We start from the raw sequence: 14,867 nt of genomic DNA, 5'->3' as shown, positions 1-14,867 counted from the left end.
AAATGGCATTATGCGCCCCTTACAGCAAAGCTGGCATAGAACCAGGTTCAGGCAGAAAGGTTATCAATGAGCTGGATTGAACGAATTAAAAGCAACATTACCCCAACCCGTAAGGCGAGTATTCCTGAAGGGGTGTGGACCAAGTGTGACAGCTGCGGTCAGGTCCTGTACCGCGCCGAGCTGGAGCGTAATCTGGAAGTGTGCCCGAAGTGCGATCACCACATGCGCATGTCGGCGCGTAATCGCCTGCACAGTCTGCTGGACGAAGGCTCCATGGTTGAGCTGGGTAGCGAACTTGAGCCGAAAGATCTGCTGAAGTTCCGCGACTCCAAGAAATACAAAGATCGCCTGGCCTCTGCGCAAAAAGAGACCGGCGAGAAAGACGCGCTGGTGGTGATGAAAGGCACTCTGCATGAGATGCCGGTCGTCGCAGCCGCGTTTGAGTTCGCCTTTATGGGCGGTTCAATGGGTTCCGTTGTTGGCGCGCGCTTCGTGCGTGCCGTTGAGCAGGCGCTGGAAGACAACTGTCCGCTGATCTGCTTCTCGGCTTCCGGCGGTGCGCGTATGCAGGAAGCGCTCATGTCGCTGATGCAGATGGCGAAAACCTCTGCTGCGCTGGCAAAAATGCAGGAGCGTGGTCTGCCGTACATCTCTGTACTGACTGACCCGACTATGGGCGGCGTATCCGCAAGTTTTGCGATGCTGGGCGATCTGAACATTGCTGAACCTAAAGCGCTGATCGGTTTTGCTGGGCCGCGCGTTATCGAACAAACGGTTCGTGAGAAACTGCCGCCGGGCTTCCAGCGCAGTGAATTCCTCATTGAGAAAGGCGCTATCGACATGATCGTTCGCCGTCCGGAGCTGCGCCTGAAACTGGCAAGCGTCCTGGCGAAGCTGATGAATCTGCCGTCGCCGAGTCCGGATGAGCCACGCGAAGCCGTGGTGGTACCGGATCAGGAACCCGAGGCCTGATAACTGAAAAGGGCAGGGCCAGATGGCGCTGCCCTTTTGCTTTCTAAACGTAACTGAAAAGCGCGCAACATGGAAAACAACACTCTTCCTCAAGCCACGTCGCCCCTGGCCGCGTGGCTTTCTTATCTGGAAAACCTGCACAGCAAAACCATCGACATGGGACTTGCGCGCATCAGCAAAGTTGCCGCGCGCCTTGATGTGCTGAAACCGGCTCCCTTTGTCTTCACCGTCGCGGGCACCAACGGCAAAGGCACCACCTGCCGGACGCTGGAAGCGGTGCTGATGGCCGCGGGCTACAAAGTGGGTGTTTACAGTTCCCCGCATCTGGTGCGCTACACCGAGCGCGTGCGCGTGCAGAATACAGAGCTGGCGGAATCCGCGCACACTGCGTCCTTTGCAGAAATCGAAGCCGCGCGCGGTGATATTTCCCTGACCTATTTTGAATACGGCACGCTGTCGGCGCTGTGGCTGTTTAAGCAAGCGCAACTGGACGTGGTGATCCTCGAAGTGGGCTTAGGCGGGCGTCTGGACGCCACCAATATGGTGGATGCCGATGTCGCAGTGGTCACCAGCATCGCACTGGATCATACCGACTGGCTGGGGCCGGATCGCGAAAGCATCGGCCGTGAAAAAGCCGGGATTTTCCGCGCGGGTAAACCGGCGATTGTCGGCGAGCCTGATATGCCGCACACCATCGGCGATGTGGCGCAGGAGAAGGGCGCGAATCTGCTGCGTCGCGACGTAGACTGGCGCTATAGCGTTGCAGAAAACGGCTGGCAGTTTGAGGATGCGCAGGGCCGGCTTGAAAACCTGCCGCTGCCGCAGGTGCCACAGCCGAATGCGGCGACGGCGCTGGCAGCGCTGCGGGCCAGTGGCCTCACGCTGAGCGAACAGGCCATTCGCGACGGCATTAAGGATGCGCTCCTGCCCGGACGCTTTCAGATTGTCAGCGAGTCGCCGCGTCTGATTCTGGATGTGGCGCATAACCCCCATGCCGCGGCATACCTCGCGGGACGTCTCAAATCCCTGCCAAAAACCGGGCGCGTGCTGGCGGTTATCGGTATGCTTCATGATAAAGATATTGGCGGCACGCTGGCCTGCATGGAGAGTGTGGTCGATAGCTGGTATTGTGCACCTCTGGAAGGCCCGCGCGGGGCGACTGCCGAACAGCTGATGGAACACCTCGGCACGGGCGCAGTCTTCACCAACGTGGAGCAGGCATGGCGCGCCGCAATGGCGGATGCCAGACCAGAAGATACCGTGCTGGTGTGTGGATCCTTCCATACGGTGGCACATGTCATGGACGTAATGGATGCGGGGAGAACCGGTGGCAAGTAAGTTTCAGAACCGTTTAGCAGGCACCATTGTGCTGGTGGCGCTGGGGGTGATTATTCTCCCGGGGCTGCTTGATGGGCAGAAAAAACATTACCAGGATGAGTTCGCGGCGATCCCGCTGGTGCCAAAACCTGGCGATCGCGATGAGCCCGATATGATGCCCGCTGCAGCCCAGGCGCTGCCTATCCAGCCGCCTGAAGGTGCAGCGGAAGAGGTGCAGGCCGGCGATGCCGCTGCGCCATCGTTAGATCCTGCGCGCTTCGCGGCGAACAGTAATCGCGACATGGATACGCTCCCGGCAGAACAACCTAAGCCTGCCCAGCAGGCCAAACCCGTTACGAAGCCAAAACCGGTCGAAAAACCGCAGACCCGAGCCAGCGAACAGCTTGCTGCCGCCGCTGAAACACCCCCTGCGAAGCCGGTTCAGGAAGAGAAGCCAGCACCCACCGGCAAAGCCTATGTGGTTCAGCTCGGTGCGCTCAAAAATGCCGATAAAGTCAACGAGGTGGTGGCAAAATTACGTGGAGCCGGATACCGCGTTTACACGTCGCCTTCGACCCCGGTACAGGGTAAAATCACCCGGATCCTCGTCGGCCCGGATGCCTCCCGGGATAAATTGAAAGGGTCGCTCGGCGAGCTGAACCAGCTCTCCGGTCTGAGCGGCGTAGTGATGAACTATAGCGTGAACTGATATCCCCTTCTCCGGCAGGAGAGGGCCGGTGTGAGGGAGAGGCAGGCGTCCAGAGAGACGCAACCGGTCAACGGCGCTGAGCATTTTTTCAGCGCTTTTTTTATTTACGCGGGGGAAGGAAATCCCTACGCAAACGTTTTCTTTTTCTGTTAGAATTCGCCCCGAACTGGATGACAGGGCGTTTAATCGTGGGACACATATGGTCTGGATTGATTACGCCATCATTGCGGTGATAGGTTTTTCCTGTCTGGTTAGCCTGATCCGTGGCTTTGTTCGTGAAGCGTTATCGCTGGTGACATGGGGTTGTGCTTTCTTTGTTGCCAGTCATTACTACACTTACCTGTCTGTCTGGTTCACGGGCTTTGAAGATGAACTGGTACGAAATGGGATTGCCATCGCGGTGCTGTTTATCGCGACGCTACTGGTTGGCGCCATCGTCAACTATGTGATTGGCCAGCTGGTTGAAAAAACCGGTCTGTCAGGAACCGACAGGGTTCTGGGGATCTGTTTTGGTGCATTGCGAGGTGTGCTGATTGTTGCCGCGATACTGTTCTTCCTGGATACCTTTACCGGGTTCTCGAAGAGCGCAGACTGGCAGACATCGCAGCTGATCCCGCAGTTCAGCTTTATCATCAGATGGTTCTTTGACTATCTGCAAAGCTCGTCGAGTTTTTTGCCCAGAACGTAACCTGTTCTGAGATGTGGCTTAACGAGGAAATGTCGAATGTGCGGTATTGTCGGTATCGCCGGTTTCATGCCGGTAAACCAGTCTATTTATGACGCATTATCGGTGCTTCAGCACCGTGGGCAGGATGCTGCGGGTATCATCACTATTGATGCACACAACTGCTTCCGTTTACGTAAGGCTAACGGCCTGGTAAATGATGTGTTTGAAGCCCGCCACATGCAGCGTCTGCAAGGTAATATGGGTATTGGTCACGTCCGTTACCCTACCGCTGGCAGTTCCAGCGCCTCTGAAGCTCAGCCGTTTTACGTTAACTCACCGTATGGCATTACGCTGGCCCATAATGGCAACCTGACCAACGCGCATGAGCTGCGTCAGAAGCTGTTTGAAGAGAAGCGTCGCCACATTAACACCACGTCTGATTCTGAAATTCTGCTCAATATCTTTGCCAGCGAACTGGATAACTTCCGTCACTATCCGCTGGAAGCAGACAACATTTTTGCTGCCGTTGCCGCCACCAATCGTCAGATCCGCGGAGCCTATGCCTGCGTAGCGATGATTATCGGCCACGGTATGGTCGCCTTCCGCGATCCGAACGGTATTCGGCCTTTGGTACTGGGCAAGCGCGATATTGGCGACGGTCGTACCGAGTATATGGTGGCTTCTGAAAGCGTGGCACTGGATACGCTGGGCTTTGAGTTCCTGCGTGATGTCGCCCCTGGCGAAGCGGTCTATATCACTGAGAAAGGCCAGCTGTTTACCCGTCAGTGTTCAGAAAACCCGGTCAGCAATCCGTGTCTGTTCGAGTACGTGTACTTTGCTCGTCCGGACTCCTTCATCGACAAAATCTCTGTCTACAGCGCCCGCGTCAACATGGGCACTAAGCTTGGCCAGAAGATTGCCCGCGAGTGGGAAGATCTGGATATCGATGTGGTCATCCCGATCCCGGAAACCTCCTGCGATATCGCACTGGAGATGGCGCGGATCCTGGGTAAACCTTATCGTCAGGGCTTTGTGAAAAACCGCTACGTTGGCCGCACCTTTATCATGCCGGGCCAGCAGCTGCGCCGTAAGTCAGTGCGCCGTAAGCTGAACGCCAACCGCGCTGAGTTCCGTGATAAGAACGTGCTGCTGGTGGATGACTCCATTGTGCGTGGCACCACCTCAGAGCAGATTATCGAGATGGCCCGTGAAGCGGGTGCGAAGAAGGTCTATCTGGCCTCAGCGGCACCGGAAATTCGCTTCCCGAACGTGTACGGTATCGATATGCCAACCGCCACCGAGCTGATTGCGCACGGGCGTGAAGTGGACGAGATTCGTCAGATCATCGGTGCTGACGGCCTGATTTTCCAGGATCTGAACGATCTGATCGACGCGGTACGCGCCGAGAACCCGGACATTCAGCAGTTTGAGTGCTCGGTGTTTAACGGCATCTACGTCACCAAAGATGTGGATCAACAGTATCTCGATTACCTCGACTCCCTGCGTAACGACGATGCGAAAGCCGTGCAGATGGCGAACGATCTCGAAAGCTTAGAGATGCACAACGAAGGTTAATCATCTTTACAGGCGAGGGCGTCCGCCCTCGCTTGCAACTCCCGCCAAAATCCTGCACAGTCTGCCCAGTTATGGAAAGGGCGATAATCATGAAACGACTGATAGTAGGGATCTCAGGGGCCAGCGGCGCGATTTACGGCGTGCGTTTGCTGCAGGTATTGCGTGACGTCACCGACGTTGAAACCCATCTGGTGATGAGCCAGGCGGCGCGCCAGACCCTCTCCCTCGAAACCGATTATTCTCTGCGTGATGTTCAGTCGTTAGCGGATGTGGTACATGATGCCCGTGATATCGCCGCCAGTATCTCTTCTGGCTCGTTTAAAACCGCGGGCATGGTGATCCTGCCCTGTTCGATTAAAACGCTCTCCGGCATCGTCCACAGCTATACCGACACCCTGGTCACCCGTGCCGCTGACGTGGTGCTAAAAGAGCGCCGCCAGCTGGTGCTGTGCGTACGTGAAACCCCGCTGCACTTAGGCCATCTGCGCCTGATGACCCAGGCGGCCGAGCTGGGCGCGGTGATCATGCCGCCCGTTCCGGCGTTTTATCATCGTCCGCAGACGCTGGATGATGTGATTAATCAGACCGTGAATCGGGTGACTGACCAGTTCGACATTCAGCTGCCGACCGATCTCTTCGCCCGCTGGCAGGGCATCTGAGCCCCGGCATGCGCCGCCTGAGTGCATAAAACCGCAAGCTGCCCTGTTTCAGGGCAATTCTGCAACCGCGATCATATCCTCAACATTTAATTCGTTTTTTCCTTTCTGACTACTGCGGTTCGTTTGGCAGACCTGCTATCTTTCACCATTAAGGCAATCTTGCAACCTTTCGTTAACATATTTAACGCCGTAATTTTGCGATGTTCGCAATCTGGCATAAGACCTGCAAGAGATCGCCTGCAGCACACAACACAACCTATTACATAATAAAATCATGACACTTGAGGGTAATGTATGAAGAAGACGGTTCTGGCTCTGTCTTTGCTGGTGGGATTAAGCGCAGCGGCAAGCAGCTATGCCGCGCTCCCACAGACCGTACGTATCGGTACTGACGCAACCTATGCGCCATTCTCATCGAAAGATGCGAAGGGTGACTTCGTTGGTTTTGATATCGACCTGGGAAATGAGATGTGCAAACGCATCTCTGTGAAATGCACCTGGGTGGGCAGCGATTTTGACGCGCTGATCCCGTCCCTGAAAGCCAAGAAAATTGATGCGATTATCTCTTCGCTCTCGATTACCGAAAAGCGTCAGCAGGAGATTGCCTTCTCTGAAACCCTGTACGCCGCGAACTCCCGTCTGATTGCCGCCAAAGGTTCCCCGATCCAGCCGACCATTGATTCGCTGAAAGGCAAGCATGTGGGCGTGCTGCAGGGCTCCACCCAGGAAGGGTATGCTAACGCCAACTGGCGTGAGAAGGGCATCGATGTGGTGGCGTATCAGAACCAGGATCTGATTTATTCCGATCTGTCCGCCGGTCGTCTGGATGCTGCATTCCAGGATGAAGTCGCTGCCAGCGAAGGCTTCCTGAAGCAGCCTGCGGGCAAAGAGTTTGCCTTTGCCGGCCCGGCAGTTAAAGACAAAAAATACTTCGGGGACGGCACCGGGATTGGTCTGCGCAAAGATGACACCGAGCTGAAAGCGGCGTTTGATAAAGCGTTTACTGACCTGCGTAAAGATGGCACCTACGACAAACTGGCGAAGAAATATTTCGATTTCAATGTGTACGGTGACTAACAACGGCTGAGCGGTGTGCACCATAATGACTCACTGTTATGGTGCGATCCTGCTGACTGTGAACCAGGATGGTGCAGTGCGTGCGCCATGCTGCTTACAAAGTGAATAGTTAAGCACGGATGATGCACTTTTTTGCGTTTGTCGGGCATTATCTTTTGCCATGCTGGCGCGATTAATGGCACATTACCCCTACCCCCGTCGGCGTAAAAATCCCGTAAGAAGACAGTCTGTTGAGGATAGATATGAAAAAATTGGTTTTGTCACTTTCTCTGGCACTGGCATTTTCCAGCGCTACTGCGGCATTCGCAGCGATTCCGCAAAAAGTTCGCATTGGTACTGACCCAACTTATGCCCCCTTCGAATCGAAGAACGCGCAGGGCGAACTGGTGGGTTTTGATATCGATTTGGCAAAAGAGCTGTGCAAACGTATCAAAACCGAGTGTACCTTCGTCGAAAACCCTCTGGATGCGCTGATCCCGTCGCTGAAAGCGAAAAAAATCGACGCCATCATGTCTTCTCTCTCGATCACCGAAAAACGCCAGCAGGAGATTGCCTTCACCGACAAGCTCTATGCAGCAGACTCGCGTCTGGTGGTAGCGAAATCGGCTGACATTCAACCGACGCTGGAGTCGCTGAAAGGCAAGCGTGTGGGCGTGCTGCAGGGCACCACCCAGGAGACCTTTGGCAATGAACACTGGGCACCGAAGGGGATCGAAATTGTCTCCTATCAGGGCCAGGAAAATATTTACGCCGACCTGACCGCAGGCCGTATTGACGCCGCGTTCCAGGACGAAGTCGCTGCCAGCGAAGGCTTCCTGAAGCAGCCGGTCGGTAAAGATTACAAGTTCGGCGGCCCGTCCATTAAAGACGAGAAGCTCTTCGGTGTGGGTACCGGTATGGGCCTGCGCAAAGAAGATAACGAACTGCGCGAAGCGCTGAACAAGGCGTTTGCAGAGATGCGCGCCGACGGCACGTACGAAAAACTGGCGAAGAAGTACTTCGACTTTGATGTTTACGGCGGTTAATCGCCCCGCAAAATAACGTGCGACCCCTCCTGTTGCGGGAGGGGAAAAGACACGGTTTCACCACTCACGACAGGGCAGGCGGTATGCTGTACGGATTTTCTGGCGTTATTTTACAAGGCGCAATCGTCACCCTCGAACTGGCACTCAGTTCTGTGGTGCTGGCGGTGCTCATCGGCCTTGCGGGTGCAGGGGCTAAACTGTCGGCCAACCGGGCGATGGCGCTGCTGTTTGAAGGGTACACCACGCTTATTCGTGGCGTGCCTGACCTGGTACTGATGCTGTTGATTTTTTATGGTCTGCAAATCGCACTCAACAGCCTGACCGATGCCATCGGGATGGCGCAGATTGATATCGACCCGATGGTGGCCGGTATTATCACTCTGGGCTTTATCTACGGGGCCTATTTCACCGAGACCTTCCGCGGCGCGTATCTCGCCGTTCCACGAGGGCATATCGAAGCGGCCACCGCCTTCGGTTTTACCTCCTCGCAAACCTTTCGTCGAATCATGTTTCCGGCCATGATGCGCTTTGCGCTGCCTGGGATTGGTAATAACTGGCAGGTTATCCTCAAAGCCACCGCGCTGGTCTCGCTGCTGGGACTGGAAGACGTGGTCAAAGCCACGCAGCTGGCGGGCAAAAGTACCTGGGAGCCGTTCTACTTCGCCATCGTTTGTGGGGTGATTTATCTGGTGTTTACCACCGCCTCCAATGGTGTGCTGATGCTGCTTGAACGTCGCTATTCCGTGGGTGTGAAGAGGGCTGACCTGTGATCGAGATTATTCAGGAGTACTGGAAATCACTGCTGTGGACCGACGGCTACCGCTTTACCGGCGTGGCGATCACCCTCTGGCTGTTGATCTCCTCGGTGGTGATGGGCGGCGTTCTGGCGATATTCCTCGCCATTGGCCGCGTGTCCAGCAACAACTACATTCGCTTTCCCATCTGGCTGTTCACCTATATTTTTCGCGGTACGCCGCTGTACGTGCAGCTGCTGGTGTTCTATTCCGGGATGTACACGCTGGAGATTGTCAAAGGCACCGATCTGCTAAACGCCTTTTTCCGCAGCGGGCTGAACTGTACCGTGCTGGCGCTGACGCTGAATACCTGCGCCTATACCACCGAGATCTTTGCAGGCGCCATCCGCTCCGTACCACACGGTGAAATTGAGGCGGCGCGCGCGTACGGCTTCTCTTCGGTGAAACTCTATCGCTGCATCATTTTGCCGTCGGCGCTGCGCATCGCGCTGCCTGCTTACAGCAATGAAGTGATTTTAATGCTGCACTCCACCGCGCTGGCCTTTACTGCCACCGTGCCGGATCTGCTGAAAATCGCCCGTGATATTAACTCGGCGACCTATCAGCCGTTTACCGCATTCGGCATTGCCGCAGTGCTGTATTTAATTATCTCCTATGTCCTGATTAGCCTTTTCCGGAAAGCGGAAAAACGCTGGTTGCAGCATGTGAAACCTTCGACGCACTGAGAATTATGATGGCTGAGAACAAACTAAACGTTATCGATTTGCATAAACGCTACGGCGAACATGAAGTGCTGAAAGGGGTGTCGCTGCAGGCTAACGCGGGCGATGTGATCAGTATTATTGGCTCGTCGGGCTCCGGTAAAAGTACTTTCCTGCGCTGCATTAACTTCCTCGAAAAGCCGAGCGAAGGTTCGATTGTGGTCAGCGGTGAGAATATCAATCTGGTGCGTGATAAAGATGGCCAGCTGAAGGTGGCAGATAAACATCAGCTGCGGATGCTACGCACCCGCCTGACCATGGTGTTCCAGCACTTTAACCTCTGGAGCCACATGACGGTGCTGGAGAACGTGATGGAAGCCCCGGTGCAGGTGCTGGGCTTAAGCAAGCAGGAAGCCCGCACGCGTGCGGAAAAATATCTGGCGAAAGTGGGTATCGACGAGCGTCAGCAGATTAAATACCCGGTACATCTGTCCGGCGGTCAGCAGCAGCGTGTCTCCATTGCCCGCGCGCTGGCGATGGAGCCGGAAGTGCTGCTGTTCGACGAACCGACGTCTGCGCTGGACCCGGAGCTGGTGGGTGAAGTGCTGCGCATTATGCAGCAGCTTGCCGAAGAGGGGAAAACGATGGTGGTGGTCACCCACGAGATGGGCTTTGCCCGTAACGTCTCGAACCACGTTATCTTCCTGCATCAGGGTAAAATCGAAGAGCAGGGGCATCCGGATGACGTGTTAGCCAATCCGAAAAGCGCACGTCTGCAACAGTTCCTGAAAGGGTCGTTGAAGTAGTTTTTTTATGCTGATCCCCTCTCCCTGCGGGAGAGGGGATCAGGCCGCACTACCCGCAAGCCGATATACCCAGTCGTCATACCGCACGCCGTTAATCTCATACGCTTTTTCCAGCACCTGGGTACGCACAAATCCCGCTTTTTCTAGTACCCTCACCGAGCCGCCGTTATCCGCCAGCACATAGGTGTTCACTGCCGTAACACCTGCCCGGATAAAAGCATATTCGCACACTGCGCGCAGCGCCTCGCTGGCAATGCCCTGGCCTTGCGCGGCTGGGATCACCGTATAGCCAATATCGGCCTCCTGCGGAAACTGGGCGCTGATTTGCAGCCCGATATCCCCCAGCGGCGTGGCATCATCATGGCGGCGAATCACAAACGTATGCTGCGCAGTCAGGCGGGCGGCAAACAGGCGTCGGGTCTCTTTTTCTGAAGCGATAGCAGCCATATAGCGCATGATTTCAGGCGCTTCACGTAGCCGGCGAAAGAAAGCCCAGTCAGAGGGCTCGAAAGGGGAAAGAGAAAGCCGGGGAGTGGTTATGGTTGCCATCGTGACGCCTTTTCCGTGGTTCAGATGCATCAATTTAACATAGCCACCCTGGGAAACTTAACCTACCACATCTCCCAGGGCTTCTTCTAAATCAAACCAGCGAAACGCAAACCCGGACGCTTCCAGCCGCTTTGGCAGGGCGCGCTGTCCACCCAGCACCAGCACCGATGATTCCCCCATCATCAGGCGGATAGCGGTAGCGGGCGCGCGGACCAGAGCAGGGCGATGCAGAGCGTGACCCAGCGCATGGGCGAACTGTTCGTTGCGGACCGGGTAAGGTGACACCATATTGAACGGGCCGCGCAGGTCGTTATCCAGCAGCCAGAGAATGCCATTCACCATGTCGTCGATATGGATCCACGCCAGATACTGGCGGCCGGTCCCCATGGGGCCGCCGAGCCCCAGCTTAAATACCGGCAGCATCTTCGCCAGAATACCGCCTTTGGGTGCCAGCACCACGCCGGTGCGCAGCAGGCACACGCGGGTGTGATCGCTCTGCGCGCCACAGGCGATTTGCTCCCAGCGGGCGCACAGCTTATGGGTAAACTCGTTGTGCGGCGGCTCCTCTTCGGTTACCACCACTTCCCCTAAATCACCGTAATACCCTGCCGCTGAACCAGAGATAAAAACCGAGGGCGGCTCGCTGCTGGCCTGAAACATCTCGACCAGCCGCTGGGTGATGTTCCAGCGGCTGTTGCACAGCCGCTGCTTTTGCTCTTCGGTCCAGCGCTTGTCGGCGATCGGTTCGCCCGCGAGGTTAATGACGGCGTCAAAGGGGTTAAGATCCTGATGCTCGGTCAGCCCTTTCCAGATGTCGAGGCCAGCCCCGAGTACCTGACGCGCCTTCTCCGGGCTGCGCGTGACTACCGTGACCTCGTGGCCCAGCACCTGCAGGCGCGGGATAAGATGACGGCCAATCAGGCCGGTGCCACCGGTTACCAGGATCTTCATACTGCCTCCAGGGTTACGCCTGGCGCTCCCAGCTTAACGTCATCGAGACGGAGTCGGCATAGCGCAGCGCGTGAAGTTTATCGATCTCTACTTCAGCATAGGTGACCCAGTGATGATCGCATGCGATATCCAGCACATCCTGAGTTAATTTTTCCAGTAAAGAGAACCGGTTACTCTCAACATGGTTAATGATGTTTTTAGTGATGGTGCGATAGTTAAGCGCGTCATTGATATCTTCACTGGCGCGGGCTTTGTCAGCCGGATAGTGGATCGCCACATTGACGACAATATCCTGCTTGTTGGCGCGCTCCTCATCCTTGATACCGATATAGGTGCGCAGGCGTAAATTTTTAATGCGAATAACAGCGTTGTGTCGGGACATTGCAGGCTTCCTCTGTGTCATTTTTGTCATCATGATACATGAGTAAACCGCCAGCACGCGCTTAAATTTGCTGGGCTTTTTGCAGCGCGCGATCCGTCGCCGGGCGGGTACGAATACGCTCAAACCAATTATTCACCGCTGGCCACGAGGCTAAATCGACGCGATGGCTGACATGGGTATTGACCCACGGCCAGCAGGCGATATCGGCAATGCTGTAGTGATCCCCGCCGAGCCACGGTGATTTTTCCAGGCGCTTATTCAGCACGTTATACAGCCGCTGCGTCTCCACCTGAAAGCGTTCGATGGCGTAGGGGATGGGCTGCGGCGCCGCGTGATTGAAGTGGTAATTCTGCGCGATCATCGGGCCCAGTTCGCTCACCTGCCAGACCAGCCACTGCAGCGTCACATGGCGCTCGCGCAGCTCACCGCTGAGCAACTTGCCTGTTTTTTCCGCCAGGTACAGCAAAATCTCGCCGGATTCAAACAGACTCAGCGGTGCACCGCCGTCATTGGGCTGGGTGTCGACAATGGCGGGGATTTTATTGTTCGGTGAAATGGCGAGAAAGTCGGGACGAAACTGGTCGCCTTTGCTGATATCGACGCGCAGGATGCGGTAGTCCAGCTGGGCCTCTTCCAGAAAGAGCGTGATCTTATGGCCATTTGCGGTAGGGGCATAATAAAGGTCAATCATTTCATCTCCTGTGATGACTGTTTTCCCGGCATAGGATCGAGTATAGGTGGTGGTGCTAAATCGTGAGTTTTCATCAAGTGACAGTCGGCCCTGGAGGTTATATTTTGATTACACACCCATCACTCAATGAGGATGCTATGAGCCAACCTGCGATTACCCTGTGGTCAGATGCCGATTTTTACTCACCGTACGTCATGAGCGTGTATGTCGCGCTGGCGGAGAAAGGATTGCCCTTTACCCTGAAGAGCGTTGACCTTAACCGTGGCGAGCATCTTCAACCCGAGTGGCGCGGTTATGCGCTGACCCGCCGTGTGCCGGTGCTGGAAATTGAAGGCTTCGAACTCAGCGAATCTTCCGCCATTGCGGAGTATCTGGAGGAGCGCTTTGCCCCGCCGGAGTGGGAGCGGATCTATCCTCTGGATCTGCAAAAACGCGCCCGCGCGCGCCAGATTCAGGCGTGGTTGCGCAGCGACCTGATGCCGATCCGGCAAGAGCGCTCAACCGACGTGGTGTTTGGCGGTGCGAAGAAACCCGCCCTGAGTGAAGCCGGACAGCGCGCGGCCAGCCAACTGTGCGACATGGCGGCGGCGTTGCTTGCTCACGGTAACCCTAATTTGTTCGGCGAATGGTGCATTGCGGATGCCGATCTGGCGCTAATGCTCAACCGCCTGGTGCTTAACGGTGACGATGTACCACTGCAGCTGGTGGACTACGCCACCTTCCAGTGGCAGCGCGCCTCCGTCCAGCGCTATGCGGCGCTTTCGGCGAAGCGGGGTGGCTGATAAGCACGGCTGATTCGGGTATGATGAGGCAGCTTTTCTCTACATGGAGTCATCGATGAAACTGATGTTTGCATCGGACATTCACGGTTCGCTTCCGGCGACCGAACGGGTGCTTTCTCTGTTTAATCAGAGCGGTGCACAATGGCTGGTAATCCTCGGCGATGTGCTGAATCATGGCCCACGCAATCCGCTGCCCGAAGGCTATGCGCCTGCGCAGGTCGCCGAGCGGCTGAACGCCATCGCGTCGCGCATTATCGCCGTGCGCGGTAACTGCGATAGCGAAGTTGACCAGATGCTGCTGCACTTTCCGATTACCGCCCCCTGGCAGCAGATCCTGTTGGAAAAATGCCGCCTGTTTGTGACCCATGGACATCTGTTCGGCCCGGACAACCTGCCGGCGCTGAACCTTGGCGATGTGCTGGTTTATGGTCATACTCATATTCCGGTCGCCGGGAAGCAGGGCGATATCATGCATTTCAACCCCGGTTCCGTCAGCCTGCCTAAAGGCGGATTCCCCGCCAGTTATGGCATGCTGGAAGAGAACCATTTGTGCGTTATGACGCTGAATGACGGCCAGGTTATTGCGCAGTCCGAGATTAATCCGTAATTTACTCCTCAACAGTAAACGCGCCGCAAGAGCGCTTTAAAGAGAAGGTTTCCCGATGGTGGAGCACAGTCATTTGGCAAGTACTGAATGGGTCGATATTGTCAGCGAAGACAATGAAGTCATTGCGCAGGCGAGCCGCGAACAGATGCGGGCGCAGCGTCTGCGTCATCGCGCAACCTATATCGTGGTGCACGATGGCATGGGCAAAATTCTGGTCCAGCGCCGTACAGAAACGAAAGACTTTATGCCGGGCATGCTTGATGCCACCGCCGGGGGCGTGGTGCAGGCCGATGAGCAGTTACTCGAGTCCGCCCGCCGGGAAGCGGAAGAGGAGCTGGGTATTGCCGGGGTGCCGTTCGCCGAGCACGGGCAGTTCTATTTTGAAGACAAGCACTGTCGCGTCTGGGGTGGGCTTTTTAGCTGCGTCTCCCACGGACCGTTTGCGCTGCAGGAAGAAGAGGTGAGTGAGGTCAGCTGGATGACGCCTGCTGAGATCACCGCGCGTTGCGACGATTTCACCCCGGACTCGCTGAAAGCGCTGGCCCTGTGGATGAGCCGCAATGCCAGCAACGAACCGGTTAAGCACGAAGAAGCCTAACCGCAGCAGCAATAAAAAAGGCGACCATCAGGTCGCCTTTTTGC

Annotated in this window: 18 protein-coding genes; 14 read left to right on the top strand and 4 right to left on the bottom strand. The window is 56.0% G+C overall.

Annotation, left to right across the window (positions count from 1 at the left end):
• The first annotated feature begins 66 nt into the window (after positions 1-66).
• From accD to hisP, 11 genes are all read left to right on the top strand, one after another.
• Complete coding sequence (gene accD, locus M8014_RS13045) at positions 67-972, top strand: acetyl-CoA carboxylase, carboxyltransferase subunit beta (protein WP_271282861.1); 906 nt, start codon at positions 67-69, stop codon at positions 970-972.
• Between the two features lie 69 nt (positions 973-1,041).
• On the top strand, positions 1,042-2,310 hold the full coding sequence (gene folC, locus M8014_RS13040; protein WP_271282860.1) for a bifunctional tetrahydrofolate synthase/dihydrofolate synthase: 1,269 nt from the start codon (positions 1,042-1,044) through the stop codon (positions 2,308-2,310).
• The gene (gene dedD / locus M8014_RS13035; protein WP_271282859.1) at positions 2,300-2,998 is read left to right on the top strand and encodes a cell division protein DedD; all 699 of its coding nucleotides are present in this window, start codon (positions 2,300-2,302) and stop codon (positions 2,996-2,998) included. Before folC ends, dedD begins: the two co-directional genes overlap by 11 nt.
• 199 nt (positions 2,999-3,197) lie before the next feature.
• On the top strand, positions 3,198-3,686 hold the full coding sequence (cvpA, locus tag M8014_RS13030; RefSeq protein WP_271268892.1) for a colicin V production protein: 489 nt from the start codon (positions 3,198-3,200) through the stop codon (positions 3,684-3,686).
• A 36-nt stretch (positions 3,687-3,722) separates the two neighbouring features.
• Positions 3,723-5,240, top strand: a complete 1,518-nt coding sequence (gene purF, locus M8014_RS13025; RefSeq protein ID WP_271282858.1) for an amidophosphoribosyltransferase — start codon at positions 3,723-3,725, stop codon at positions 5,238-5,240.
• A gap of 89 nt (positions 5,241-5,329) precedes the next feature.
• Positions 5,330-5,899 carry a UbiX family flavin prenyltransferase gene (locus M8014_RS13020; RefSeq protein ID WP_271282857.1) on the top strand — a complete coding sequence of 190 codons (570 nt, stop codon included), beginning with the start codon at positions 5,330-5,332 and terminating at the stop codon, positions 5,897-5,899.
• 294 nt (positions 5,900-6,193) lie between these two features.
• Positions 6,194-6,976: a lysine/arginine/ornithine ABC transporter substrate-binding protein ArgT gene (gene argT, locus M8014_RS13015; RefSeq protein ID WP_271282856.1), complete on the top strand. Its 783-nt coding sequence runs from the start codon at positions 6,194-6,196 to the stop codon at positions 6,974-6,976.
• 242 nt (positions 6,977-7,218) lie between these two features.
• The gene (hisJ, locus tag M8014_RS13010) at positions 7,219-8,001 is read left to right on the top strand and encodes a histidine ABC transporter substrate-binding protein HisJ (protein WP_271282855.1); all 783 of its coding nucleotides are present in this window, start codon (positions 7,219-7,221) and stop codon (positions 7,999-8,001) included.
• Between the two features lie 83 nt (positions 8,002-8,084).
• On the top strand, positions 8,085-8,771 hold the full coding sequence (locus M8014_RS13005; RefSeq protein WP_271282854.1) for a histidine ABC transporter permease HisQ: 687 nt from the start codon (positions 8,085-8,087) through the stop codon (positions 8,769-8,771).
• Positions 8,768-9,481: a histidine ABC transporter permease HisM gene (hisM, locus tag M8014_RS13000; protein WP_271268886.1), complete on the top strand. Its 714-nt coding sequence runs from the start codon at positions 8,768-8,770 to the stop codon at positions 9,479-9,481. The genes M8014_RS13005 and hisM overlap by 4 nt, the downstream gene beginning before the upstream one ends.
• Before the next feature lie 8 nt (positions 9,482-9,489).
• Positions 9,490-10,263: a histidine ABC transporter ATP-binding protein HisP gene (hisP, locus tag M8014_RS12995; protein WP_271282853.1), complete on the top strand. Its 774-nt coding sequence runs from the start codon at positions 9,490-9,492 to the stop codon at positions 10,261-10,263.
• Positions 10,264-10,302: 39 nt separating this feature from the next.
• Here the strand turns inward: hisP and M8014_RS12990 are convergent, their stop codons facing one another.
• The 4 genes from M8014_RS12990 to yfcG form a co-directional block, all read right to left on the bottom strand.
• The gene (locus tag M8014_RS12990; protein WP_271282852.1) at positions 10,303-10,812 is read right to left on the bottom strand and encodes a GNAT family N-acetyltransferase; all 510 of its coding nucleotides are present in this window, start codon (positions 10,810-10,812) and stop codon (positions 10,303-10,305) included.
• A gap of 57 nt (positions 10,813-10,869) precedes the next feature.
• Complete coding sequence (locus M8014_RS12985) at positions 10,870-11,763, bottom strand: TIGR01777 family oxidoreductase (RefSeq protein WP_271282851.1); 894 nt, start codon at positions 11,761-11,763, stop codon at positions 10,870-10,872.
• Positions 11,764-11,776: 13 nt separating this feature from the next.
• Positions 11,777-12,145 carry a dihydroneopterin triphosphate 2'-epimerase gene (gene folX / locus M8014_RS12980; RefSeq protein WP_271282850.1) on the bottom strand — a complete coding sequence of 123 codons (369 nt, stop codon included), beginning with the start codon at positions 12,143-12,145 and terminating at the stop codon, positions 11,777-11,779.
• Between the two features lie 61 nt (positions 12,146-12,206).
• The gene (yfcG, locus tag M8014_RS12975; protein ID WP_271282849.1) at positions 12,207-12,836 is read right to left on the bottom strand and encodes a GSH-dependent disulfide bond oxidoreductase; all 630 of its coding nucleotides are present in this window, start codon (positions 12,834-12,836) and stop codon (positions 12,207-12,209) included.
• Positions 12,837-12,973: 137 nt separating this feature from the next.
• Here yfcG and yfcF point away from each other — a divergent pair, with 137 nt between their 5' ends.
• From yfcF to yfcD, 3 genes are read left to right on the top strand one after another with little or no spacing between them, the layout of a single operon-like run.
• Entirely contained in the window at positions 12,974-13,618 is a 645-nt protein-coding gene (gene yfcF, locus M8014_RS12970; protein WP_271282848.1) for a glutathione transferase, read from the top strand.
• 55 nt (positions 13,619-13,673) lie between these two features.
• The gene (yfcE, locus tag M8014_RS12965; RefSeq protein WP_271282847.1) at positions 13,674-14,225 is read left to right on the top strand and encodes a phosphodiesterase; all 552 of its coding nucleotides are present in this window, start codon (positions 13,674-13,676) and stop codon (positions 14,223-14,225) included.
• A 55-nt stretch (positions 14,226-14,280) separates the two neighbouring features.
• Complete coding sequence (gene yfcD / locus M8014_RS12960; protein WP_271282846.1) at positions 14,281-14,823, top strand: NUDIX hydrolase YfcD; 543 nt, start codon at positions 14,281-14,283, stop codon at positions 14,821-14,823.
• Positions 14,824-14,867 lie beyond the last annotated feature (44 nt).

The sequence above is a fragment of the Silvania hatchlandensis genome, assembly GCF_025564065.1.
GTDB classification, from domain to species: Bacteria; Pseudomonadota; Gammaproteobacteria; order Enterobacterales; family Enterobacteriaceae; genus Enterobacter; species Enterobacter hatchlandensis.
The sequence above is the reverse complement of the archived record's forward strand: the minus strand, read 5'-3'. Positions and strand labels throughout refer to the sequence as shown.